This is a genomic window from Paenibacillus sp. BSR1-1 (genome assembly GCF_030403775.1).
In the GTDB taxonomy this organism is placed as follows: domain Bacteria; phylum Bacillota; class Bacilli; order Bacillales; family Cytobacillaceae; genus Neobacillus.
This window is the reverse complement of sequence record NZ_JAQMWQ010000014.1, coordinates 38,523-60,865: the sequence shown is the minus strand read 5'-3', so window position 1 is coordinate 60,865 and position 22,343 is coordinate 38,523. Positions and strand designations below refer to the sequence as shown.

Sequence of the window (22,343 nt, the reverse complement as noted above, 5' to 3'; positions counted from 1 at the left end):
AGTATAAAATACTTTAACGCTTAAAAGCGTCTAAGCAAAAGAGAAAAGTGAGTTGAAACAACATGGAAAATAATCAACAGAACTTAAAAAAGGGGTTATTGCCGAGGCATGTCCAGTTTATTGCACTAGCTGGCATGATTGGTACGGGGATATTTAAAGGAAGCTCGGATACATTGAATATTGCCGGGCCAAGCGTCGTCGTTACTTATTTAATTGGCGGGCTCATCCTCTTTATCATCATGGCCGCATTAGGGGAAATGGCGCTGGCCTTTCCGAACTTCAATGTGCAGCATTTAGTCAATAAAGCATTTGGCTTTCAGGTTTCGTTTATTGTCGGCTGGCTGTACTGGATTAACTGGATCCTTGTTACAGTAGTGGAATTATTAGCAGCTGGAAGTTTTCTGCAATATTGGTTCCCTTCTGCCCCATTATGGTTATTAAGCTTTCTTTGTGCAGTTGTTATTGTAGGAATCAATTTAACCCAAGTGAAATATTATGGGGAACTGGAGTTTTGGTTTGCAGGAATTAAGATTTTGGCGTTAATCGCTTTTATTGTGCTGGGATTCTTCCTTCTATTAGGGATCATTCCTGGTTCCTCACACGATTCCTTCGCCAACTTTACAGCACATGGAGGATTTTTCCCACACGGTGCAGGCGGCATGTTTAGTGCTTTTTTAGTGGTTATGTTTTCTTATGGCGGTGCTGAATTAATCGGCGTTGCGGTTACAGAGACTAAAGATGCTGAACGAGTTTTGCCGAAAATTATTAAAGGCGCAGTTTGGCGCGTCATTATTTTTTACATTTTACCGATCCTGATTATTTGTGGAATTATGCCATGGAATAAAGTTTCCGGCGCAGAAAGCCCGTTTGTTCAGGTTTTTAGCAGCACTGGTCTCCCTGGTGCAGCACATATTATGAATTTCGTCTTATTAACAGCCGTTCTATCAGCGGCCAATTCAGGTATATATGCGACATCGAGAACGTTATTCTCGATGGCACAAAGTGGTGTCGCACCAAAAAGCTTGTTAAAAACCTCGAAGTCTGGAATTCCTTTAACTGGAATCATGATTACAAGTGCCTTTATTTTAGGCGGAGTTTATTTAGCTTATATAACGCCTAGTCAGGTTATCAGCTACCTTATGACCATCCCAGGTTTTACGGTAATGTTAATTTGGATTAGTATTTGTGCGGCCCAATTAAAACTCCGACCCCTTTATAAAAAGCAACCGGCTTTTCGTGTAAAATGGCATCCATATACAACCATATTTGCAATTATTTCTTTATGCATCATCTTTATTGGATTTCTTTTAAACCCTAACAATGTAATTGGATCAACCGTTTCTCTCGTAACGGTAGGAGTTTTAATTATTCTTTCTTTCGCTGTTAAGAAACGATGGAACTCAGGAAACTTGAATTCAATTAGAAAAATATAAAAAGTCAGCAATATTGCTGACTCAGATTGTCGAGAAAAAGTATTTTTCTCGGCAATTTTTTATTTTGTCAGTGTCTAAATACCCAATTCTTTGATTGTCCCTGCAGTCGGGCCTGTTGAAAGCGTAATAATTTAATAATGTTATAACGGATTGAGTCAGCAAATATTGCTGACTTTTTCCTATTTTAAGAAAGAGATATTCTTGAAAAGTAATCGATAACAAATTGGCGAAATTGCTTGGCCGCATCAGAATGATATCGCCTTTTTGACCAGCCTAATCCTATTGTTCTTTGACAATTTGGTTCAATGATTTGGAGCTTGTGTGAAAAGGGATTTAAGTTATTCACCCACGACAATCCTGGTACAAAAGCAATTCCGAGGCCTTGTCTAACAAGATCACCAATTACCCCTGGTTCGTCCCCTTCGAACGCGATAGTTGGAACAAACCCAGCTTGCCGGCAAAATTCATCGGTTAGATTCCGGAACCCATAACCTGTATTCATACTGATAAACGGCTCTTCCTTTACTTCATAAAGATAAATCCTTTCCCGATTGGCCAGCCTATGATGCGATGGAACAATTAAATAAATTTCTTCGGTGATAAGCGGTTCCCAAACAAGTTCATCCCCTTCCATCGGCATGGAAGAAATACAAAAGTCAATTTCTGCCTTTTCAAGCTGGCGTTTCATGGAAGAAGTGGATTCTAATACCTGCTGAAATTTAACATCAGGAGATTGCTTTAAAAACGAACTCAATAAATCAGGCAAAACTCTTGGAATGCTGACGGCCAATGTTATTTGATTTTGGCTTCTCTCTGCTAATTCCACAATTTCTCTTTTTCCCTCATTCAACTCCAGAAATGCCCGGTCCACTCGTTCTAAAAACAGTCTGCCAAAAGCATTTAAACTGATTTGCCTATTAGCCCGATCGAATAACGGCACACCAAGGTCTTCTTCTAAACGGGATATCGTTTTACTTAAAGATGGCTGGGCAATCTTAAGTTCTTCTGCTGCCCGAGTCATATGCTCAAGCCTGGCAACAGTTTGGAAATACTTCAACTGCAAAAGTTCCATGCTTAGTCCACCTTCTACCATAGATTAAAAGCTATTAATTTATAGATAATTATATATTATACATTATATCAAAAAGTATATATCATATTGGTTATGCTAAAAAATTTACGATAATAGGAGGATATATGAAGGGGATAAATTTAGTATTCAGAGACTTAAAAGCGATGTGGCATCATAAGCATGGCAGAATCGCGTTAATTTTTCTTCTCATTGTGCCATTAATTTATTCCGGCTTTTTTATCGCTGGATATTGGAATCCATATGGCCGATTAGACCAGCTTCCAGTAGCTGTAGTGAATTTAGATAAAGGGGGTATGATGGATAGCCGCCCCATTGACGCGGGAGAAGAATTTGTGAAAAATCTAAAAGAAAACAAGGATTTGAACTTCCAGTTTGTATCAGAAAAGAAGGCAAATCAAGGACTTAAAGACGGAGATTACTACATGGTCCTGACGATTCCGAAGGATTTTTCACAAAATGTAAGTACCTTGATGGATGAACATCCTAAGCCTGCCAAACTAATGTATAAAACGAATCCTGGTAAAAACTTTGTTGCCTCACAAATTAGCACGACCGCAACTGAAAAAATGAAAACAAAAATTGCGGCCAGTATCACAAAATCCTATGCAGATGGCGTGTTTGCTAAATTCCAAGAGGTAGCACGAGGATTACGTTCTGCCGGTGAAGGGGCTACTGCATTATATCAAGGTACCAGTGATGCCAAAAATGGAATGTTTAAATTATCGGATGGAATTGAGCGTTTATATGATGGCTCTCTGCAACTAAAGGAAGGAAGCAGTAAACTATCCAGCGGCCAGCAGAAATTAGCGCAAGGATTAGAAAGAATTCAGGACAGTACCCAACAATTATCCATCGGATTAACGAAGCTAACAGATGGACATGCCTCCTTAGAAGCAGGTTCGGCACATTTACTTGATGGTACAAATAGCTGGTCTGATGGAAGTAGGAAGCAGGCTCAAGGACTAACACAAGCGAAAAGTAAAGCCTATAGCCTTAAAACAATGCTTGAGGAATACATGCAAAATCATCCTGAAGCAAAAGATGACCCAGATTTACAGAAAATCATCGGAACGGCAAACAGTTTAGCCCAAGAATCAGACTCACTTAACACTGGACAAACTCAGCTTGCGGCAGGTGCTGAAGAAATTGCCCTGGGAGCATCCAAGCTTAATGCTGGAATGAAGCAATTTGCTTCAAAAATGCAGGAAGCTTCTAATGGTGCCAAACAAATTTCCGATGGAACTGTTCAATTTTCAAGCGGATTTGCTCAATGGGAGAAAGGCTTCTCAACCTTAAATCACGGGATTGCTGATCTAGCAAATGGCGGTTCTCGGTTAGGTGATGGTTCCAATCAATTGCTTAACGGCCTCGGCCAATTAACAGCTGGTTCGAATGAATTATCGACCAAATTAAATGATGCAGCCCAAAAAACATCCAATGTGCACAGTAATGACCAATTAACATCGATGTTCTCAGAGCCTGTTAAATTAGTAGAATCAAAATTATCCAATGTTCCAAACTATGGTATAGGGATTACTCCTTATTTTCTTTCGCTTGCCTTTTATGTCGGCGGAATCATGGCCGCCAATATTCTGCCATTAGGACGAAGGCAGGACCTAAAGGTTAATGGAACTGTGCACTTTATCAATAAACTTGTCCTTAAGTACTCTATTGGGCTAGTTCAAGCCATTATTGTTGATTTGGTTATTTTGTTTGGATTCAAAGTACATGTAGCCAGCATCCCGATGTTTATATTATCAAGTATTATTGTTTCCTTTACATTCATGACCTTTATATTAATGCTGGTGACGTTATTCGGAATAGCAGGAAAGTTCCTTGCTGTCACATTTTTAGTGCTTCAGTTGGCCACCTGCGGCGGTACCTTCCCTGGTGAGTTGGGCAACCCAGTTCTTAGTACAATAGGAAGTGTACTGCCTATGGCACACTCTTTACGGGGATTCCAGGATGTTATTACATTAGGGGATTGGTTGCAGCTCGGGCACCAAATTATGATCTTAATCTTTTATTTAGTTATTGCTGGCGGAGTTACTTGGATAACAAGCCATGTGCAGCATTCAAAATCTTCGGTCGATGCCGCACATTAAAAATATCAAAACAAATAAAAAGCCGTGCGATTTCAAACAGAAATCGCACGGCTTACTATAATTGGCAGCCTTACTTATTGCCAAAATCCCCAGAAAATTGCTTTACTACTGCTTGTACTTCCTCTAATTTTTCTGGTTTCAATAGGCTAATCATCTTCGGGATAAACTGTTGAATATCATCTTGTGAAAAAGTGCCTTCATTTTGTTTCCTGAAGTTTTCTGTAAGTACTGCTTTTGCTTCATCCTCTTTGCCCTCTTGCACTCTTTGTAAAATAAAATTTAAAAACATTTCTTGTCCTTGCTTGTCCATTTTTTTGCCTCCTAAATAAAATGATTTTACTTTTTCTTTTGATTCTCGATATCGGAATCCGCTTCAACAAATAATCTAAGTGCTGTAAGCTTATTTTCCCAAAATAGTTCAAAATATTGAAGCCAATCTTTTAGTTCAAATAGTGGCTCAGGTTCTAGCTTGTACCTTGTTTCCCTGCCGACTTTCCGTTCTTTAACCAGTCCCGCATCGGCTAGAACCCTAAGGTGCTTAGAAACAGCTGTCCGGCTAATTGGATAATGTTCACTGATAACGGTAACAGGCAATTCTTGATTGCTTAAAAGTTTTAATAAGCTCCGGCGGGTCGGATCAGCAATGGCTTGAAAGACATCATGCTTTGCTGAAGAAGCACCCATTTACGCCTCAACATATCCTTGCAATTTTTTAACAAGTCCTGCCCAGCCTTGGTTCATGTTTTCGCGAATTGGAGCATGCGGTGCACCAAATTCGGTTGCTTTATTAATATCCCAGCCGCCATGGATTAAGGTAAACTCTGTTTTTCCGTCAAGTTCTTTTAATTCGAAAGTTAAAGTCCAATCTTTTCCCCAATTGAAAGAAAGACGGTTAGGTGGATCGACTTCTGTGACTTTACAAGGTGACATTCCGAACTGACCAGCATTTATATGAAATTCATGACCTTCTACAGGTTTCATATCATTGGGCATGAACCATGCTGTAAGTCCTTCTGAGGTAGCCACGGCATCCCAAACCTTATTAATGGGAGCATTATAAATCAACGTATACTTAATATCCTCTAAGGTTTGTTGTGTATCATTTCCCACTTGTATATCCTCCTCAAATTTCTTAAACAACCCAAATACGAAACCATTTGGTTTCACATTAAGATAATATAACACCATTTGGTTTCACGTCAAGCATTATTTAAAAAAGAGCTCTGGAATTGAGCTCTATTGCACAATATTTTTTCCGTAAAAGATCTCGTCCATTTCCAGCTTTAATCTTTCTGTAATTTCAATGTGTTCATCCGGAGTTAATTTATCCTTCGTATACCCAAATAAATAATTATTTAAATCAAATTCACGCAGTTTGCATTTCGTATGAAAAATATTTTCCTGATAGACATTAACATCAATCATATCGAACAATTCACCTACATCATCAGGTATGTAATTTTGGATTGAGCTGATTTCATGATCGATAAATAGCTTGTGTCCCGTTTTGTCCCTTGTAAAGCCGCGTACTCGGTAATCGATCGTCATAACGTCAGTTTCAAACGAGCGAATCAGATAATGCAGTGCCTTAAGCGGGGATATTTCGCCGCAGGTTGAAACATCAATATCGGCCCTAAATGTACTTATTCCTTCATCAGGATGAAATTCAGGGTATGTATGAACCGTAATATGACTCTTATCTAATTGCATCACGACAGATTCCGGCAAAGGACCAGGAGATTCCTCGAATGCTTCTTCTGGGGCGTTTGCTGCAACAGGTCCTTCAGATACAAGCAAGGTGACGCTTGCACCTGCCGGCTCAAAATCCTGGCTGGCAACATTTAAAACATGTGCCCCAATAATATCGGAAACATGTTTCAATATATTTTGCAATCTATCCGCACTATATTGCTCATCAATGTACTTTAGATAAGCCTCACGCTCTTCCCGGGTTCTCGTAAAGCAAATATCATACATATTAAAACTAAGAGATTTAGTAAGGTTATTAAAGCCGTGTAATTCAATTGCCTGCTCATGTGTCAGTTTCATGAACGCTGTCCCCCTAAGATAAAAAGGTAATTATCGCAAGTAAATATTATTAATTTACCCATAGTTCCTTTTTTTATGGAAAACTAATATTGCATGGTAAAAGATACTAATTCCCCTCATAATTCTTCAATTCATGTGGAAAATAATTGAAGATGAGGTGAAAGAATGAAAAAGTATTTTTGGATTTTAATTGTGTTGTTTTTACTCGTTCCCAATATGGCACATGCTGCACCAATTGAAAACAAAGTCAAAGTTGCCTTCTATAGAGAAGGATTTGTATGGCTTAAAATGAATGGGAAGGAAACAAGAATCACAAAAGAGCCCTCCGAGCATTCCTATCAGCCGCAATGGTCCCATGATGGGAAATGGATTTTGTATCAAATTGAGCCTAGGAAAAAGCCAAACCCTAACGCGGACTCGCGTTCTGAAATATGGATTTATAATGTCGACACGAAAAAGCATATTAGAATCACAAGTGACGGGACTAATCCAAAGTGGTCTCCCGTTGAAAATATTATTGCCTTCAAAAGCGGATGGGTTTTAAACGTCTCGAACCTTGAACATTTTTATAACATTGCTTTAGGTGTTGGGGATTATAATTGGTATCCGGATGGAAAATCCTTCATTACAGCCTCAAGTGCTTCCTTAAGGCCGGATGGATGGACAAATCCCATTCTTTTTAAAATTGGACTTGAAAAGGATTTAGCCAAAATGACAAGCTTTACAAAAAACGTGAAGCAGTTATTTACCATTCCCAATGAACTAAAAAAAGGAAATGTCAACATGGTAGCGTCTTATGCCTGGGATTTTCATTTTTCCTCTGATGGCAGCTGGGTTTCCTTTATTGTTAGTCCCCCAACTGCCTCATGGGCTATGGACAGCAATATGGTTTGTGTCATTGGTGCTGACGGGCAAAATTTTGCGGTATTAGATGAAACTATAAATGAGGGGAATTCTCCCAAATGGGCATACTCCCAAAATCTATTGGGATATATTGCCGGCGGCGGAAGAATTGTCTTAGGCTTTAAGAATAAGGATATGAAAATTACCGAAATGCCTGTCTTTAAATCGGCAACCCTTACACCAGCCCATTTCGCAGAGATGGGCTTTACATGGATGGATGACAATTCAATTTATGTTTCAAGGGTTAAGGAAACGGATTGGTCCAATGAGGCAAAGAATCGACCAGATCCTTCTCTATTTATGATCAAAATAAAAGAACAAACTCAATCCCAAATTACACACCCGCCTAAAGATTTCGGTGATTATCAGCCTCAATTCATTCCCGCCGCCAACAAATTAACCTGGCTGCGAAAAAGGGATATCGCCGACTTTCATAAGCAGGATTTATGGATTTCCGATTCCAATGGACAAAATGAAAAATTATGGATTAAAAATATTCAGACGTATGATTTTTTTGCAGAAAAGAAATAACGAAAAAGCAGCCAATTGGCTGCTTTTTCACTTTACTTGATAGTCTTTTAATAATTCCACTTCTTCATCCGTTAATTCCCTGTATTCGCCAAGCTCAAGTGTTTCATCCAACGCAAGCGGACCCATTGAAATCCTTTGCAAGTAGACTACTCTTTTTCCGACCGCTTGGAACATTCTTTTTACCTGATGGAATTTTCCTTCGGTGATGGTCAACTCAATATCCGAACGAATCCCCGATTTTAAGATTTTCAATTCACCTGGTTTTGTTTCATAACCGTCATCCAATGTGACTCCTTTGGCAAATGCCTCCACGTCTTCCTCCGTTACTTCCCTGTCAATGACAGCAAAATAGGTTTTGGGAACATGCTTTTTAGGAGAAAGCAATCGATGCGCCAATTGCCCGTCATTTGTGATTATCAGTAATCCCTCTGTATCCTTATCCAGCCTGCCTACCGGAAATGGCTCATAGACTTGATCTTCAAGCTCCAATAAATCGATAACTGTTTCACCTTGATTATCCTCCGTTGCCGATAAAACTCCCGGAGGCTTGTTCATCATTAAATAAATAAACTCTTTATATTCAATGACTTCACCGTTTAACATGACTGTTTGTGTGTTTGGGTCAACATGCTGTTTAGCATCCTTCACAATCGCATCGTCCACCTTAACGGCACCGCTTTTTAACAGCTGTTTGACTTCTTTCCGGCTCCCGTAGCCGAGATTGGCCAGCATTTTATCAATTCTCAAGAGTTCCCCTCCTTCCTGGTATTTTTAATTTTGTCATTAATCGATCTATCCTATCACCGAATAGGAGTCTCGCAAGACCTGATTTTAGCCCCAGGTAAAAATAGATTCCGGCTCCAACACCAGCACTGATTAGGATAATCAAAACAGATTGTACTTTCGAGGCTGGTGAAAGGAATAGTAATAATAATTTATATACGATTTCTGTCCCTGCCCACATCATTACCGCAAAGAAAATAATTAACAAGCTTCTCCTCCATACAAGTCGGAATGGATAGCGGGCGAACAATTTAATAACGATTAAATTAATGATAATCGCTGCGGTATAACCTAAGGTTGTCGCTAAGACGGCCCCTTTTGTTTCCATCATTTTAATCAAAGGAATATTTAAGGTTAATTTTATTAATAAGCCAACCAGCAGGCTTAAAATAGTATAGCGCTGCTCATTAATTCCCTGTAGAATTGCGGCTGTAACAGAATAAAGGGAAAAGAGAATAGCCACTGGAGCATAAACCCTTAATACTCCTGCCCCAAGCAAATCATGCTGATAAAATGCCGTGTATACCGGTTCTGCTAATAACGATAACCCAATGGCCGCAGGTAAAGTTAAAAATAATAGAACCTGAAAGGTTTGGTCAAGCTGCCGGTTTAGACTGTTTCTATCTCCTTCAATGAAAGCCTTTGTTATACTAGGTACAAGTGTTAACGAAAAGGCAGTCGCAAGTGAGACAGGTATGATGACGATTTTATGTGATTCAAAATTCAAAATAGAGAAAAAGGATTCCGCTAATTTTGGCGCCTTCCCTAATTCGGCCATTGCCTTACTAAAGGTGAATTGGTCAATGGCTTGAAATAATGGATTGGCAATCCCCACCAATACAAATGGAAAAGCCGAGATAAAGATTTCTTTATATATTTCTTTAAGGGAAATATCCATGGTTCCTTTATCATGTTGAAGTAACTCGTCTAAATAAGGCTTTCTTTTGTACCAATACCAAAATAAAACGAGCAGTCCTCCGATTGCCCCAATAAACGCAGCAAACGTAGCTACACTAACAGCCGTTACCATTTTTCCATTAAACATATGCAATACAACATATGCGCCCAGCAGAGTAAATGCAATTCGGACAATTTGCTCTACTACTTGTGAAAGAGCAGATGGCCCCATCGATTGATGACCTTGAAAATAGCCGCGGATTAAACTCATAAACGGGACAACGATTAAGGCAAAACTCACTGCACGCATGACGGTTGTAACCTCTGATAAATTCGCCTTTTTATCGCCGCTAATGCTCATTTCAGCTAATGTCGGTGATGCAAAATACATGACTAGGAATGCAAAAAAACCGGTTAATAACATAACCATTAGCCCTGATTTGAATAATTTCCGGCCGACTCCATATTCCTCAAGGGCATTGTATTTTGAAATAAACTTTGAGACAGCAAGCGGGACGCCTGCGGTTGCGACACTTATAAAAATGGTGTATGGAACATAGGAAAATTGATAAAGGGTCGTCCCTGACCGACCGACTATTTGAAAGAATGGAATAACGTAAATTAATCCAAGAATTTTCGATAGTATTGTTCCAAATGTTAAAATAAATGTTCCTCTTAAAAGCTTAGATTGCATAGAATCCCTTCCTACCCGAAGAAATACGTGCGCACTTTCACAAAGGCTTTTTTCGTAAACTTTGTTTTTGTTGGTACTTATTAAGGGGCTTTACAAAGTCTCTAGGCAATTTTCGCAAATGTTCTTACGAAAAGATGCCACGAAGAATCTAAGATCGTGTTGATGAACTTATACGAAAAACAACAATCTTTGCGAAAATAGCCATCCATAAAAAATTCGACTTTTTTTGCACACTATTAGTAGTTTACAACTCTTTTCCCTCTGATGCTACTAACAACCAAGTTAAATTTGCGAAAAATCGTTTATTTTCACCATGAAATGTTTATAATGAGGTGAATCTATTTAAAGTTGGTGCAATTATGGAATTTGATGTCATAGTCATTGGCGGCGGCCCTTCAGGTTTAATGGCAGCCATTGCTGCGGGCGAAAAAGGGGCTAAGGTGCTGTTAATTGATAAAGGGGACAAGCTTGGAAGAAAGCTGGCGATTTCCGGCGGCGGACGTTGTAATGTAACCAATCGCCTGCCCGTAGAAGAAATCATTAAGCACTTGCCTGGTAACGGCAAGTTTTTGTATAGTGCTTTCTCTATTTTCAACAATGAAGATATTATTAAGTTCTTTGAGGGATTAGGAATCGCATTAAAGGAAGAAGATCATGGGCGGATGTTCCCCATATCTGATAAAGCACAGTCTGTCGTTGATGCTTTATTAACTCAATTGGAAAAGCTGCGGGTGAAGGTATTTAAAAATAGCCCTGTAGCAGATGTTTTGTATGAAAATGGTCATGTTTCAGGAGTAATGTTAAGGGACGGGCAAAAAATCGGGGCAAAATCCATTGTCATTGCCGTTGGAGGCAAGTCTGTTCCCCATACAGGATCAACTGGAGATGGCTATGCCTGGGCGGAAAAAGCAGGACATACGGTTACAGAACTGTTTCCAACGGAGGTTCCGGTCACGTCAAGTGAACCATTTATTCGAGATAATTCCCTCCAAGGTCTTTCTTTAAGAGATATTGACCTAAGTGTGTTAAATCCAAAAGGGAAGCCGCTCATTTCTCACCGGATGGATATGATTTTTACCCATTTTGGAATCAGTGGTCCAGCGGTACTCCGCTGCAGTCAGTTCGTTGTAAAAGCATTGAAAAAGTGGAATCTGAAAGAAGTAACGATGAGCCTTGACGCTCTTCCAGATAAAAAAGAAGAGGAACTATTTCAAGAAATTGTGAAGCTTGTAAAAACGGAACCTAAGAAAAGTATCAAGAACACTTTGAAAGGACTGCTTCCAGAACGATATCTCCTTTTTCTATTAGAGCACAATGGAATTGAGGCCACAGAGCAAGGCGGCACGATTTCCAATGAAAAATTCCGCAGTTTTGCAAAAAGCTGTAAGCATTTTATGATTAAAGTTAATGGAACCCTTCCTTTGGAAAAAGCTTTCGTAACTGGCGGCGGGGTTTCCGTAAAAGAAATCGAACCGCAGACAATGGGCTCAAAATTCACGAGCGGCCTTTATTTTTGCGGTGAAATACTAGATATTCATGGTTACACTGGCGGATATAATATCACCTCTGCTCTTGTAACGGGAAGATTGGCTGGAACCAACGCTGCTATTGATGCCAAAAAGGCCTGATATTAATAATCAGGCCTTATATATAATCATCGCTGAAAAACAATAAATTTGTTCTTCCTCTTCTTCTTCTGTCATCGCTGCCACATTATATTTAATATCTAATAGACTCTTTTCATCCAACCCTCGTAAAAAATGATTCATTTCCTTTTCTAAATCCTTTTCATGCTCGCGATCAAACAATTTGACCTGTATCATGGTACTCTCCCTTTCTTTTTTTCTACCATTATCACCATTTTTCTGAATTTTAAAAATTAATCTCTTAAAAAAGTTAAGTTTATTTTAAGTTTGAGCTTGTAAATTATTTTCTAGAAAGACATTTTCAAGTTTGAAAGGAGCTTTAGCAATGGATAAAAAACAAAAAATCTCTTGGGGAGTCAGCTTTGGCAGCCTGGCATTAGTCGCTGGCATGGTTTCTTATCTTGGATTATCCAATGGATTTAACACTAATAATAAAGTTGCAATCAATCAAGGGCAGCCCTCTAACAATAATTCTAATCAGCAGAATCAGGACAGTTCTAATTTCAGGCAGCAACCAGAACAAGGCAGTTCGTGGGGAGGAGATAGTCAATTTAATCAAAACGATCAAGGGACTGCTGATAATTTTGACAGCAATAATCAAGTTGGCAATAGCAGCGGGCAAGATCAATTTTCAAATGAAGGCGGTCATGGTTTTGGACATCATGGCGGGTTTGATACAACAACGGGTGGAACCTAATGTATAAATATCAATTTAACTCTATGAGTACAATCGTAAAGATTTCAGTTAGCCGCGAGCTGTTTGCGAATGATTTGATGCAGGTTTATAAATTGTTTGAAGATGTAGAGGATACCTGCAGCCGTTTCAAAGAGGATAGTGAACTTTCGCTCCTTAACCAGCAGCTTGAAAAAGAGGCTGTTATTTCGGCCGACATGTTTTCAATATTGACAATGGCAGAGAGCTTTTATAAAGAAACGGATGGAATTTTTAATCCAGGTGTTTTAACAGCACTTGAAAGCATCGGCTATTCTAAATCTATTGAATCCATTAGAGGGCAAAAGCTAGAAATAGCTTCCCCCTCAACGATTGCTGCTATAAACCCTTTTACTTTAAATGAAAATTTGCAGTCGGTTATTCTTCATACCAAAATCGACCTTGGAGGGATTGCCAAGGGATGGGTTATTGACAAGGCATCAAAGCTTTTAGAAAATATGGGCTTTGGGTTTATCAATGTTGGCGGGGATATTCGCATTTTTGGCTCCCTGCAAAGGCAATTGAACATTGGAATTGAAAATCCATTTGAAAATACAAAAATCATTTCTTCGATCCAGGTAAAAGATGGGGCGCTGGCAACATCTACTTCCATGAAAAGAAAGTGGAACCTAAATGGTAAACAGGCACATCATTTAATAGATTCCCGTACCGGAAAACCATCTGAAAGTAGAATTGTTTCGGCAACAGTTACGGCTCCAACTGCCCTGGAAGCTGATGTTTGGGCCAAAACAGCCCTATTATTAGGTGAAGAAAAAGGAAAAGAATGGTTAATAAAAAAAGGGTGCTTAGCCGTTTTGATTAATAAAGACGGAGAGATTTGGGAAGGAGGCGTACAGAATGGAAATGTTTGAATGGTATATAATTAGAGCGACGGGTACAGTAGCCTACCTATTATTATACTTATCGGTACTCATTGGACTTTACACTCAAGTTCTAAAAAAGCGCAAACATAAAGTATCTCTTCCGTTGGTTTTGCATGAATCACTTGCGAATTGGGCGCTGTTTCTTACCCTGGGCCATGTTGGTTTCTTGTTGATTGATACTTATATATCTTTTAATTGGATTGAAGTATTGATTCCTTTTAATACTGACTATAAGCCGCTGCCAATGGCCTTGGGGGCTTTCTCTTTATATTTCTTAATCATGACGATTGTCACCTCAAAAATGAGGAAAAAAATTGGCTATCAGAAATGGCGGAAATTACATGCCCTTAATCCGATTCTATATTTATTCGTTACGATTCATGGCCTTTTTATTGGAACGGATTTTCAGGCAGTCGTGATTGCAGCTGTTAATATTATTCCTACTATACTTATAGTTTTCATGGTGCAAAAGAGTAAACCAAAACTTGAGGTATCTCCATAAAGCAAATAAAAACCGATTCCAAATGGAATCGGTTATTTTGTGTCACCTGTCCAGTTCAGCATTCCGCCAACCATATTGCGGACTTTGTAGCCTTGGTCTTGCAGATAATGGCAAACATTCCCGCTGCGGCCGCTTGAGCGGCAGATAAAAATATATTCTTTATCCTTGTCAAAATAATCGAGGTTGGCAGGTATGTCTCCCATGCGAATATGCTTTGCACCTGGAATCATTCCAGAAGCAACCTCTTCATCTTCTCTTACATCGACAAGCTCTAGTTTTTCCCCAGCTTCTAGTTTCTTTTGTAATTCCTCAGGTGTAATTGTTTGAATTTCTTCCATCCCACTCATCCTTTCAGAAAAACATCCCCCCTAAAGAAGGAGGATGCTTAACAGTATTAGTTTGCTACGATATTAACTAGTTTGCCCGGAACCGTAATAACTTTACGAACTGTTTTTCCTTCGATTTGTTCCTTAACTCGGTCATCATCCATGGCAATCCCTTCTAATGCCTCTTTACTTGCATCAGTTGGAACCATAAGCTTTGTTTTCACCTTACCGTTGACTTGGATGACAATTTCAACTTCCTCATCCACTAGCTTAGCTTCATCATATGCTGGCCAAGCTTCGTAGGAAATCGAGTCGCTGCGGCCTAGTTTTTCCCATAGCTCTTCAGCAATATGCGGACTAACCGGTGCAAGCATTTTGACGAATCCTTCAACGTAATTTTTAGGTAGAACTGTTGATTTATAGGCTTCATTGATGAATACCATCATTTGTGAAATGGCGGTATTAAATCTTAATCCTTCATAATCTTCGGTAACCTTTTTCACTGTTTGATGGTAGACCTTTTCTAAATTCGATGCTTCTATATCCTGCTGGATTTTTGGACTTAACTCCCCATTTTCCTCTACGAATAATCGCCAGATTCGATCTAGGAAGCGTCGGGAACCGTCCAAGCCGTTTGTCGACCAAGCAATCGATGCATCAAGCGGTCCCATAAACATTTCATATAAGCGAAGTGTATCTGCACCATGACTATCGATGATATCATCCGGATTAACAACATTTCCTTTTGATTTACTCATTTTTTCATTGCCTTCGCCTAAGATCATTCCTTGGTTGAATAACTTTTGGAATGGCTCTTTTGTAGGAACTACACCGATATCATACAAGAATTTATGCCAGAAGCGGGCATATAACAAGTGAAGAACGGCATGTTCAGCTCCGCCAATGTAAATATCAACCGGCAGCCAATGATTTAGTTTTTCTGGTGAAGCTAGAGCCTCACTATTTTTTGGATCAATATAACGTAAATAGTACCAGCAGCTGCCAGCCCATTGTGGCATTGTATTGGTTTCGCGGCGGCCTTTTTTGCCAGTTTCTGGATCGACGACATTTACCCATTCAGCAATATTGGCAAGTGGTGATTCACCTGTTCCTGATGGTTTGATATCCTTCGTTTTTGGTAACATCAATGGAAGCTGGTCTTCTGGTACGGCTGTCATTGTGCCATCTTCCCAATGAATAATTGGAATCGGCTCGCCCCAGTAGCGCTGACGGCTAAATAACCAATCGCGCAGGCGGTACGTTACCTTTTTCGTACCGATACCTTTTTCTTCTAACCAGGCAATCATTTTAGAAATCGCTTCTTCTTTATTTAAACCATTTAAGAAGTCAGAGTTGATGTGTTCACCATCGCCGGTATAGGCTTCTTTTTCAATATCTCCGCCTGCTACAACCGCTTTAATTGGCAGCCCAAATTCTTTAGCAAATTCATAGTCGCGCTCATCGTGTGCTGGTACCGCCATAATGGCACCTGTTCCGTAGCTGACTAATACATAATCAGCAATCCAGATTGGCATTTTTTCGCCATTTGCTGGATTAATAGCGTAAGCACCCGTAAATACACCTGTTTTCTCTTTCGCAAGGTCTGTACGCTCAAGGTCGCTTTTTAACTTTACCTTATCTAAGTAGGCGTCAACTGCTGAGCGCTGCTCAGAGGTTGTAATTTTATCTACAAAAGTATGCTCAGGAGCAAGCACCGCATAGGTAGCGCCAAAAAGCGTATCCGGACGAGTTGTAAACACAGTGAAGGTTTCCTCATGGCCATCGATGGCAAAGGTTACTTCCGCACCTTCAGAGCGACCGATCCAGTTCCGTTGCATTTCTTTTAAGCTTTCAGGCCAATCAAGCTCTTCAAGGTCCTCAAGTAAGCGGTCGCCGTATGCTGTAATTTTAAGCATCCACTGCTTCATCGGACGACGTTCAACAGGGTGTCCGCCGCGTTCACTTTTACCATCGATGACTTCTTCATTGGCAAGTACGGTACCTAATGCCGGGCACCAGTTCACCGCCACTTCATCGATGTAAGCAAGTCCCTTTTCCCAAAGCTTTAAGAAAATCCATTGAGTCCACTTATAATATTCAGGATCAGTTGTATTTACTTCACGATCCCAATCGTATGAGAAACCTAATGCTTTAATTTGTCTGCGGAAAGTATTGATATTTTGCTCGGTAAATTCCGCCGGGTCGTTTCCAGTATCAAGGGCATATTGCTCTGCCGGAAGTCCGAATGCATCCCAGCCCATTGGGTGTAGAACGTTGTAACCTTGCATCCGTTTCATTCGTGACAGAATGTCGGTTGCTGTATAGCCTTCTGGATGCCCCACATGAAGGCCAGCTCCTGATGGATATGGAAACATATCTAATGCGTAAAATTTCCGCTTATCATATTCTTCACTTGTTTTAAAAGTCTTTTCTTCTTCCCATTTCTTCTGCCACTTCTTTTCGATTTGCTGATGATCGAAACTCATTGTCTGTTCCTCCTTAAAGTAAAAGCGGAAGCGTCTTGGTCAGCCCCGACAAGCATAAGACGAGCCGGCGGGAAGGTTGCTTTTTAACCTTCTCGACGGATTGGCTTAGACCAAAGAGGGGCTAGGCGCTGTAGCTGGATAAAAAAAATAAAAAACCCCTCATCCCAAAAAGGGACGAGAGGATTGTATATGTATCTTCCCGCGGTACCACCCACATTAGTGTTTAAAACACTCGCTTCATTATCCTTAACGCGGAATACGGCAAACATTACTTTAGATTCATGCTTGCGACTCATAGGCGAGTTCATGATGTACCCGGTTGACTTTCACCAGCCGTCAACTCTCTAAATGCGGATAGGGACCATTACTACTCCTAATCACTGTTTTTTCAATATAAAAGTATTACGGTTATTGTATTAAATTTCCTAACAATTTGCAAGTAACCCCGCTGCCTAATTTCATAATGGACAACAAATTTCCCTTTTAAACCTCAAAACCTTTTGTCCACCTCACGTGGACAAATCATTGGATTTGTCCACGGACGGTGCCTGACACCCTTAAATTTCGATCGTATAAAAGGGTCGTGACGATTGCAATGAGGAATAGTCCAATTAAAACGGTAAATAAGGCTGACATGCTATATAAATCTACAAGCATGCCTCCTAACAGCGGGCCAATCATTCTGCCTCCGGTTGCGGTGCTATTGACGATACCCTGGTAAAAGCCTTCTCTGCCCTTTGGTGCCAAACTGAAGGCAACTGTCGGGACTGCGGGCCAGATGAACATTTCCCCAATTGTTAGGATTATCATGGCGACTAGAAATCCTGAAAAGGCGCTGGCATTCCCTGCAACAATAAATGAAATAATAAAAATGCCAATTCCAATCAGTATTTGAAGCTTTAATGATGAAGAAAGAAATTTCAGCACCCCATTTAAAAGGGGTTGACCTAGAACAATAATCGCTCCATTAATTGTCCATAAAAAACTGTATTGCGTTAAGGTGATATTGATTTCCTGCGTATAGGAAGCGATCGTGGTAGTCCACTGAACATATGCTACCCAGCATAGTAAATAGCCTAAGCAGAGAATCATTAATGCCTGAAGATTTGCCTTGGATTTTATTCCTTTTTCTGCTTTTGCATTGTTTTCTGGTTTCTCCGAATCTACTAAAATGTTTTTATACCCGAAAACGGCAATAAGCAGGAAGATCACATACATAACCATATTGGCAAGAAAAATGAGCTGAAATGAGTAATCTGCCACTAGTCCCCCTAGTGCAGCACCTACAGCTACCCCAAGATTTTGCGCGACATAAAGGGCATTAAACGACTTTCTTCCGCCTTCTTTCCAAACGGAGCCTGCCATCGCATACATGGAGGGAAAAATAATTCCTGTTCCAAAGCCTACAATCGTTAGAAAAACAACATATTCCGGCCATCCATGCCAAAAGGTTAATCCGATAAGGGCTGCAAGTGAAATAAAGATTCCTAAAAGAATAGATTTATAGCCGCCTATTTTATCAAATAAATGGCCGCCGTATAAATTTCCGATGACATTTGCCCCTGCATTCAACATCAGAACAATTCCAGCAACCGATAATGATTTTCCTAAATGATCGTGAATATAGATGGTATTTAAAGGCCATAAAAAAGAAGAGCCGATTACATTCACTGCCATCCCGATAATTAAAAGCCATAAGGCACGTGGCATGAAAATACGCTCCTTTATTATAAAATTATTTCGATATCCTTGGTAATTTTAGACCTTTTTATATTTATGTGCAATCTTTTTCTTCATTACAGTCCACGATAATTTTTACAAAAAAAGATCCCTCAAAGAAAAGCTTGGAGGGATCTTTTTTATTATTATTATGACGATTGGTCTTTTTCTTGATGCATTTTCGATTTTACGGGCTGACCGCCTGACTTTTCATATTGTTTTTTAGCCTGCTTCACGACATCAACATCTTGTCCGAATTCAAGGTCTTGATTATTGATGCCATTTCGTGTTGTTTGTTCGGGGTTTTGTTGTTTTGAACGTTTTTTCAAAATGTTCCCTCCCTTAATGCCCTTGCAGGATCATATTGTTTTGCAGCTGTTGAATTTGCAGCCTCATTCTGTGAAGCTGCTCCCGCTGCTGTGAATTTGCACTGTGGGCCATTTTTGCAATATCTTGGTAGGTTTCTTCAAGCGTTTGTAAGGCTTTAGTGTAATCGTCGTTATTATAATGCTCTTGTAGGCTGCTATCCTTGTATTGATCTTGGGCATATCGAATAGCATCCTCACATTGCTGCATTAATGTCTCCATGGATTCACGAGTTGCCATCTTTAGAACCCCCTTCTTCTCTTTAGAAGCACACTGCTTCATTTCTTATTCTGTTCTCCATTTGCTTTCCTATGACAATGAACGATTTGATAAATGTTGGGAATTCAACTGTGATAAACGCAATGGATATGCTTTTCGCTTCATGTTAAAATCAAAGTTATGCAAACTTTTTTAAATCGACATGTTGATTTACGCTCCAGGCGCGAGCGGTTCGCGGGCGTGCCGGGGGAGCTCCCTCGGCGCTTTGGTGCCTGCGGGGTCTCCCCTGCCCCGTCCCACAGGAGTCTCGCGCCTTCTGCTCCAATCAACATTATTACAAAATAAAGGAGGTTTTTCTGATGCTTCAGACTAAACCTTTTCCCTATGCATCTGATAATAAACGGTATCATACTTGGAATTATCACCTGCGAAATCAATTTGGTCATAAGGTATTTAAAGTTGCGCTAGATGGTGGATTTGATTGTCCTAATCGTGATGGTACGGTCGCCCATGGAGGCTGTACCTTTTGTAGTGCTGCTGGTTCCGGAGATTTTGCCGGGAACCGTGCCGAGCCTCTTGAAATACAATTCAACAAAATTAAAGAAAAAATGCATACAAAATGGAAGGACGGCAAATATATGGCCTACTTCCAGGCCTATACTAATACCCATGCTCCAGTTGAGGTCCTGAGAGAAAAGTTTGAGACAGTGCTAATGCAGGAAAACGTAATTGGTCTCTCGATTGCTACCCGACCCGATTGTCTCCCAGATGATGTAGTCGAATATTTAGCGGAATTAAACAAACGAACTTATTTATGGGTAGAGTTAGGCCTGCAGACAGTTCATGAACGGACGGCATTATTAATCAATCGTGCTCATGACTTTCAATGTTATGTTGATGGAGTCAATAAGCTGAGGAAGCATGGAATCCGCATCTGCTCACATCTAATCAATGGTCTTCCGCTCGAAACGTATGACATGATGATGGAAACGGCACGAGCGGTTGCCGAATTAGATGTACAGGGAATTAAAATTCACCTGCTTCATCTTTTAAAAGGCACTCCAATGGTGAAACAATATGAAAAGGGCATGCTTGCGTTTCTTTCGAAAGAGGATTATGTAAATTTAGTATGTGACCAATTAGAAATTTTACCGCCGGAAATGATTGTCCATCGAATTACAGGAGATGGACCAATTGACTTAATGGTTGGACCGATGTGGAGCGTCAACAAATGGGAAGTGCTAAACTCGATAGATGCGGAACTAAAACGACGGGACAGCTGGCAAGGCAAATTTTATCAAGGGGTTTAAACCAATGAAAATGGAACGAATTCTTCCGTTTGCAAAAAGCTTACTTAAAAAAGCTGTTCAAACCGGCGATGCTGTCGTGGATGCCACTTTAGGAAATGGACATGATACGTTATTTTTAGCCAATTTGGTTGGTGAAACTGGTAAGGTGTTTGGATTTGATATACAAGAGGAAGCGATCCATACAAGTCAAGAACGCCTTAGCGCACACGGAATGTTAGAGCGTGTAACCCTTTTTCATGAAGGGCACGAGCATTTATCAGAAAAAATACCACCGGATTACCATGGAAAAATTACCGGGGCTATTTTTAACCTTGGGTACCTTCCAGGCAGTGATAAAACAATTGTGACCCAACCAGAGACGACTGTTGCTGCCATTGAGCAATTAATGGAGTTGATGGCACCTGAGGGCATCATAGTTCTTGTCATCTATCACGGTCACGAGGAAGGGGCTGTAGAACGGGATTATTTACTTCAATATTGCCAAAAAACAGACCAAAAAAAAGCACACGTCCTCCAGTATCAATTCATCAATCAACAAAATAACCCGCCGTTTATTGTTGCAATTGAAAAGAGGTAAAAACCAGGCCGCGCCTGGTTTTTTTATTTAATCATAAGTCTAGTTACAAAGGATGGCACCGATTTTTGCAGCGAGCGGTAGGCAAGTCCATTGAAATAAAAGAAATAACTAATCCATCCTCCAGATTTGATAATTCCTTTTGCCAGCTTTCGCACATTTTTCTGTTTGCGAACCTTTGAATCAGATAAATATATCCCCAATAACCCGCGATTAATTAGCTGATGAAATTTTTTATGGGGGAGGAATTCCGTATGCCGGTCAGCCTCTGTAACGAAATGCTTTAACCGCTTAAAAAGCGTTTCTTCGCTTTCATAATAAGAACAAAAGTTCAAATCGCCTCCGGCAACGTCCTCCTCTTGATCGATAAAATAATCCAAGAGGATGTGCAAGCCTTGAATATAAGGAAAATAACCTTTTCGAATGTTTTCGGCGTCACTTGCCTTAAAATCTTCCCTCATTGCATATGAAATCAGACAAAATATCCCTAAAGTTGAACCGGAGCAGGCAGAAAATTCATACCATTCCATTGGCGGCAATTGATTTTGATGGTGATGGAACCACTTCTCCAGCCGCGGCACTCGTTCATCTTTTATAACATGTTTATGGATTTGCAAATCACAATAATATTGGCACAATTCAAGCAGATAATCCTTTATTAGCTCATAATGAGGGACATCCTTTAAAACCTCTCGGCACGCTGCTGATAAATCATTCAAATAGTTATTATCATCCTGATCCTCGCGAAGCCGGTAATAATTTTTCTCTTCCGCATCTATTATAAGTGCATCGCGCATTGACTCGTGAAGGGCCGCAAAATCATCAGGATCAAGAGAGGTGCTGCGGTCACAGAGATTATCAAGATAGTCACTAATCGTTTGATAGGCAACAATAAACTTGATTGCTTTTTTATAATGTTCACCTGAAGTGATTGCGAGAATACTTCCTCCCTCACAATGGAAGGTTTTGTGCTCAATACTAGCAAGAGCCTGGGTTTTTAATTCAGGGTTCGGTATTTTTTCAGCACGGCTTTTCCAATAAGCCAATTCTTTGTGTACGGCTGGAAGTATTTTTCGGTAAACCCTGGACATTAGGGTAATTGGCTTCATGG

At 40.0% G+C, this 22,343-nt stretch carries 23 protein-coding genes and 1 other annotated feature; of the genes, 9 read left to right on the top strand and 14 right to left on the bottom strand.

Annotated features, from left to right (window positions below; all coding sequences use genetic code 11):
- Window positions 1–62 precede the first annotated feature (62 nt).
- Window positions 63–1,433, top strand: coding sequence for an amino acid permease (locus tag PH210_RS18540; RefSeq protein WP_289987633.1), 1,371 nt, complete (start codon window positions 63–65; stop codon window positions 1,431–1,433).
- Window positions 1,434–1,617: 184 nt separating this feature from the next.
- Here PH210_RS18540 and PH210_RS18535 read toward each other — a convergent pair whose 3' ends face one another.
- Window positions 1,618–2,505 carry a LysR family transcriptional regulator gene (locus PH210_RS18535; RefSeq protein ID WP_289987631.1) on the bottom strand — a complete coding sequence of 296 codons (888 nt, stop codon included), beginning with the start codon at window positions 2,503–2,505 and terminating at the stop codon, window positions 1,618–1,620.
- Window positions 2,506–2,630: 125 nt separating this feature from the next.
- On the opposite strand from PH210_RS18535, the gene PH210_RS18530 reads away from it, so the two are divergent.
- A complete protein-coding gene (locus PH210_RS18530) occupies window positions 2,631–4,631 on the top strand; it encodes a YhgE/Pip domain-containing protein (protein ID WP_289987630.1) in 2,001 nt (666 codons plus the stop codon).
- A gap of 70 nt (window positions 4,632–4,701) precedes the next feature.
- On the opposite strand, the gene PH210_RS18525 is transcribed toward PH210_RS18530, so the two are convergent.
- The 4 genes from PH210_RS18525 to speD form a co-directional block, all read right to left on the bottom strand.
- Window positions 4,702–4,941 carry a hypothetical protein gene (locus PH210_RS18525; RefSeq protein WP_223595710.1) on the bottom strand — a complete coding sequence of 80 codons (240 nt, stop codon included), beginning with the start codon at window positions 4,939–4,941 and terminating at the stop codon, window positions 4,702–4,704.
- A 26-nt stretch (window positions 4,942–4,967) separates the two neighbouring features.
- A complete protein-coding gene (locus PH210_RS18520) occupies window positions 4,968–5,315 on the bottom strand; it encodes an ArsR/SmtB family transcription factor (protein ID WP_289987629.1) in 348 nt (115 codons plus the stop codon).
- Window positions 5,316–5,741: an SRPBCC family protein gene (locus PH210_RS18515; RefSeq protein WP_289987628.1), complete on the bottom strand. Its 426-nt coding sequence runs from the start codon at window positions 5,739–5,741 to the stop codon at window positions 5,316–5,318.
- Between the two features lie 126 nt (window positions 5,742–5,867).
- Window positions 5,868–6,680 carry an adenosylmethionine decarboxylase gene (gene speD / locus PH210_RS18510; protein ID WP_289987627.1) on the bottom strand — a complete coding sequence of 271 codons (813 nt, stop codon included), beginning with the start codon at window positions 6,678–6,680 and terminating at the stop codon, window positions 5,868–5,870.
- A 165-nt stretch (window positions 6,681–6,845) separates the two neighbouring features.
- Here speD and PH210_RS18505 point away from each other — a divergent pair, with 165 nt between their 5' ends.
- Complete coding sequence (locus PH210_RS18505) at window positions 6,846–8,114, top strand: TolB family protein (RefSeq protein ID WP_289987626.1); 1,269 nt, start codon at window positions 6,846–6,848, stop codon at window positions 8,112–8,114.
- Between the two features lie 27 nt (window positions 8,115–8,141).
- Here the strand turns inward: PH210_RS18505 and PH210_RS18500 are convergent, their stop codons facing one another.
- The gene (locus tag PH210_RS18500) at window positions 8,142–8,861 is read right to left on the bottom strand and encodes a pseudouridine synthase (protein WP_289987624.1); all 720 of its coding nucleotides are present in this window, start codon (window positions 8,859–8,861) and stop codon (window positions 8,142–8,144) included.
- Window positions 8,851–10,488, bottom strand: coding sequence for a putative polysaccharide biosynthesis protein (locus PH210_RS18495; protein ID WP_289987623.1), 1,638 nt, complete (start codon window positions 10,486–10,488; stop codon window positions 8,851–8,853). Before PH210_RS18495 ends, PH210_RS18500 begins: the two co-directional genes overlap by 11 nt.
- A 359-nt stretch (window positions 10,489–10,847) precedes the next feature.
- Here PH210_RS18495 and PH210_RS18490 point away from each other — a divergent pair, with 359 nt between their 5' ends.
- Window positions 10,848–12,116, top strand: coding sequence for a BaiN/RdsA family NAD(P)/FAD-dependent oxidoreductase (locus PH210_RS18490; RefSeq protein WP_289987622.1), 1,269 nt, complete (start codon window positions 10,848–10,850; stop codon window positions 12,114–12,116).
- Between the two features lie 9 nt (window positions 12,117–12,125).
- On the opposite strand, the gene PH210_RS18485 is transcribed toward PH210_RS18490, so the two are convergent.
- A complete protein-coding gene (locus tag PH210_RS18485; protein WP_223595723.1) occupies window positions 12,126–12,311 on the bottom strand; it encodes a sporulation protein Cse60 in 186 nt (61 codons plus the stop codon).
- 148 nt (window positions 12,312–12,459) lie between these two features.
- Here PH210_RS18485 and PH210_RS18480 point away from each other — a divergent pair, with 148 nt between their 5' ends.
- From PH210_RS18480 to PH210_RS18470, 3 genes are read left to right on the top strand one after another with little or no spacing between them, the layout of a single operon-like run.
- A complete protein-coding gene (locus PH210_RS18480) occupies window positions 12,460–12,831 on the top strand; it encodes a hypothetical protein (protein ID WP_289987616.1) in 372 nt (123 codons plus the stop codon).
- On the top strand, window positions 12,831–13,718 hold the full coding sequence (locus tag PH210_RS18475) for an FAD:protein FMN transferase (protein ID WP_289987615.1): 888 nt from the start codon (window positions 12,831–12,833) through the stop codon (window positions 13,716–13,718). The genes PH210_RS18480 and PH210_RS18475 overlap by 1 nt, the downstream gene beginning before the upstream one ends.
- Window positions 13,705–14,232: a ferric reductase-like transmembrane domain-containing protein gene (locus PH210_RS18470; protein WP_289987614.1), complete on the top strand. Its 528-nt coding sequence runs from the start codon at window positions 13,705–13,707 to the stop codon at window positions 14,230–14,232. The genes PH210_RS18475 and PH210_RS18470 overlap by 14 nt, the downstream gene beginning before the upstream one ends.
- Window positions 14,233–14,264: 32 nt before the next feature.
- On the opposite strand, the gene PH210_RS18465 is transcribed toward PH210_RS18470, so the two are convergent.
- The 5 genes from PH210_RS18465 to PH210_RS18445 form a co-directional block, all read right to left on the bottom strand.
- Entirely contained in the window at window positions 14,265–14,570 is a 306-nt protein-coding gene (locus PH210_RS18465) for a rhodanese-like domain-containing protein (RefSeq protein ID WP_289987613.1), read from the bottom strand.
- Between the two features lie 56 nt (window positions 14,571–14,626).
- The gene (leuS, locus tag PH210_RS18460) at window positions 14,627–17,044 is read right to left on the bottom strand and encodes a leucine--tRNA ligase (protein WP_289987612.1); all 2,418 of its coding nucleotides are present in this window, start codon (window positions 17,042–17,044) and stop codon (window positions 14,627–14,629) included.
- Between the two features lie 167 nt (window positions 17,045–17,211).
- Window positions 17,212–17,434, bottom strand: a binding site (T-box leader).
- A gap of 132 nt (window positions 17,435–17,566) precedes the next feature.
- Window positions 17,567–18,754: an MDR family MFS transporter gene (locus PH210_RS18455; protein WP_289987611.1), complete on the bottom strand. Its 1,188-nt coding sequence runs from the start codon at window positions 18,752–18,754 to the stop codon at window positions 17,567–17,569.
- A gap of 158 nt (window positions 18,755–18,912) precedes the next feature.
- Window positions 18,913–19,092, bottom strand: a complete 180-nt coding sequence (locus PH210_RS18450; protein ID WP_223595734.1) for a glycogen biosynthesis protein GlgD — start codon at window positions 19,090–19,092, stop codon at window positions 18,913–18,915.
- Window positions 19,093–19,105: 13 nt separating this feature from the next.
- Window positions 19,106–19,369 (bottom strand): YtzC family protein, encoded by a 264-nt coding sequence (locus tag PH210_RS18445; RefSeq protein WP_223595736.1) that lies wholly within the window; start codon window positions 19,367–19,369, stop codon window positions 19,106–19,108.
- A gap of 338 nt (window positions 19,370–19,707) precedes the next feature.
- Here PH210_RS18445 and mnmL point away from each other — a divergent pair, with 338 nt between their 5' ends.
- Together mnmL and mnmM are read left to right on the top strand one after the other, a co-directional pair.
- Window positions 19,708–20,658: a tRNA modification radical SAM protein MnmL/YtqA gene (gene mnmL / locus PH210_RS18440; protein ID WP_289987607.1), complete on the top strand. Its 951-nt coding sequence runs from the start codon at window positions 19,708–19,710 to the stop codon at window positions 20,656–20,658.
- Between the two features lie 4 nt (window positions 20,659–20,662).
- Complete coding sequence (mnmM, locus tag PH210_RS18435) at window positions 20,663–21,235, top strand: tRNA 5-(aminomethyl)-2-thiouridylate-methyltransferase MnmM (protein ID WP_289987606.1); 573 nt, start codon at window positions 20,663–20,665, stop codon at window positions 21,233–21,235.
- 23 nt (window positions 21,236–21,258) lie between these two features.
- On the opposite strand, the gene tbcS is transcribed toward mnmM, so the two are convergent.
- Window positions 21,259–22,341, bottom strand: coding sequence for a tetraprenyl-beta-curcumene synthase (tbcS, locus tag PH210_RS18430; protein ID WP_289987604.1), 1,083 nt, complete (start codon window positions 22,339–22,341; stop codon window positions 21,259–21,261).
- Window positions 22,342–22,343 lie beyond the last annotated feature (2 nt).

Excerpts from the sequence above, each read along its gene's own strand:
- PH210_RS18540 (WP_289987633.1), top strand. The coding sequence starts at position 63 with ATGGAAAATAATCAACAGAACTTAAAAAAGGGGTTATTGCCGAGGCAT.
- PH210_RS18535 (WP_289987631.1), bottom strand. The coding sequence starts at position 2,505 with ATGGAACTTTTGCAGTTGAAGTATTTCCAAACTGTTGCCAGGCTTGAG.
- PH210_RS18530 (WP_289987630.1), top strand. The coding sequence starts at position 2,631 with ATGAAGGGGATAAATTTAGTATTCAGAGACTTAAAAGCGATGTGGCAT.
- PH210_RS18525 (WP_223595710.1), bottom strand. The coding sequence starts at position 4,941 with ATGGACAAGCAAGGACAAGAAATGTTTTTAAATTTTATTTTACAAAGA.
- PH210_RS18520 (WP_289987629.1), bottom strand. The coding sequence starts at position 5,315 with ATGGGTGCTTCTTCAGCAAAGCATGATGTCTTTCAAGCCATTGCTGAT.
- speD (WP_289987627.1), bottom strand. The coding sequence starts at position 6,680 with ATGAAACTGACACATGAGCAGGCAATTGAATTACACGGCTTTAATAAC.
- PH210_RS18505 (WP_289987626.1), top strand. The coding sequence starts at position 6,846 with ATGAAAAAGTATTTTTGGATTTTAATTGTGTTGTTTTTACTCGTTCCC.
- PH210_RS18495 (WP_289987623.1), bottom strand. The coding sequence starts at position 10,488 with ATGCAATCTAAGCTTTTAAGAGGAACATTTATTTTAACATTTGGAACA.
- PH210_RS18490 (WP_289987622.1), top strand. The coding sequence starts at position 10,848 with ATGGAATTTGATGTCATAGTCATTGGCGGCGGCCCTTCAGGTTTAATG.
- PH210_RS18485 (WP_223595723.1), bottom strand. The coding sequence starts at position 12,311 with ATGATACAGGTCAAATTGTTTGATCGCGAGCATGAAAAGGATTTAGAA.
- PH210_RS18480 (WP_289987616.1), top strand. The coding sequence starts at position 12,460 with ATGGATAAAAAACAAAAAATCTCTTGGGGAGTCAGCTTTGGCAGCCTG.
- PH210_RS18475 (WP_289987615.1), top strand. The coding sequence starts at position 12,831 with ATGTATAAATATCAATTTAACTCTATGAGTACAATCGTAAAGATTTCA.
- PH210_RS18470 (WP_289987614.1), top strand. The coding sequence starts at position 13,705 with ATGGAAATGTTTGAATGGTATATAATTAGAGCGACGGGTACAGTAGCC.
- PH210_RS18465 (WP_289987613.1), bottom strand. The coding sequence starts at position 14,570 with ATGGAAGAAATTCAAACAATTACACCTGAGGAATTACAAAAGAAACTA.
- leuS (WP_289987612.1), bottom strand. The coding sequence starts at position 17,044 with ATGAGTTTCGATCATCAGCAAATCGAAAAGAAGTGGCAGAAGAAATGG.
- PH210_RS18455 (WP_289987611.1), bottom strand. The coding sequence starts at position 18,754 with ATGCCACGTGCCTTATGGCTTTTAATTATCGGGATGGCAGTGAATGTA.
- PH210_RS18445 (WP_223595736.1), bottom strand. The coding sequence starts at position 19,369 with ATGGCAACTCGTGAATCCATGGAGACATTAATGCAGCAATGTGAGGAT.
- mnmL (WP_289987607.1), top strand. The coding sequence starts at position 19,708 with ATGCTTCAGACTAAACCTTTTCCCTATGCATCTGATAATAAACGGTAT.
- mnmM (WP_289987606.1), top strand. The coding sequence starts at position 20,663 with ATGAAAATGGAACGAATTCTTCCGTTTGCAAAAAGCTTACTTAAAAAA.
- tbcS (WP_289987604.1), bottom strand. The coding sequence starts at position 22,341 with ATGAAGCCAATTACCCTAATGTCCAGGGTTTACCGAAAAATACTTCCA.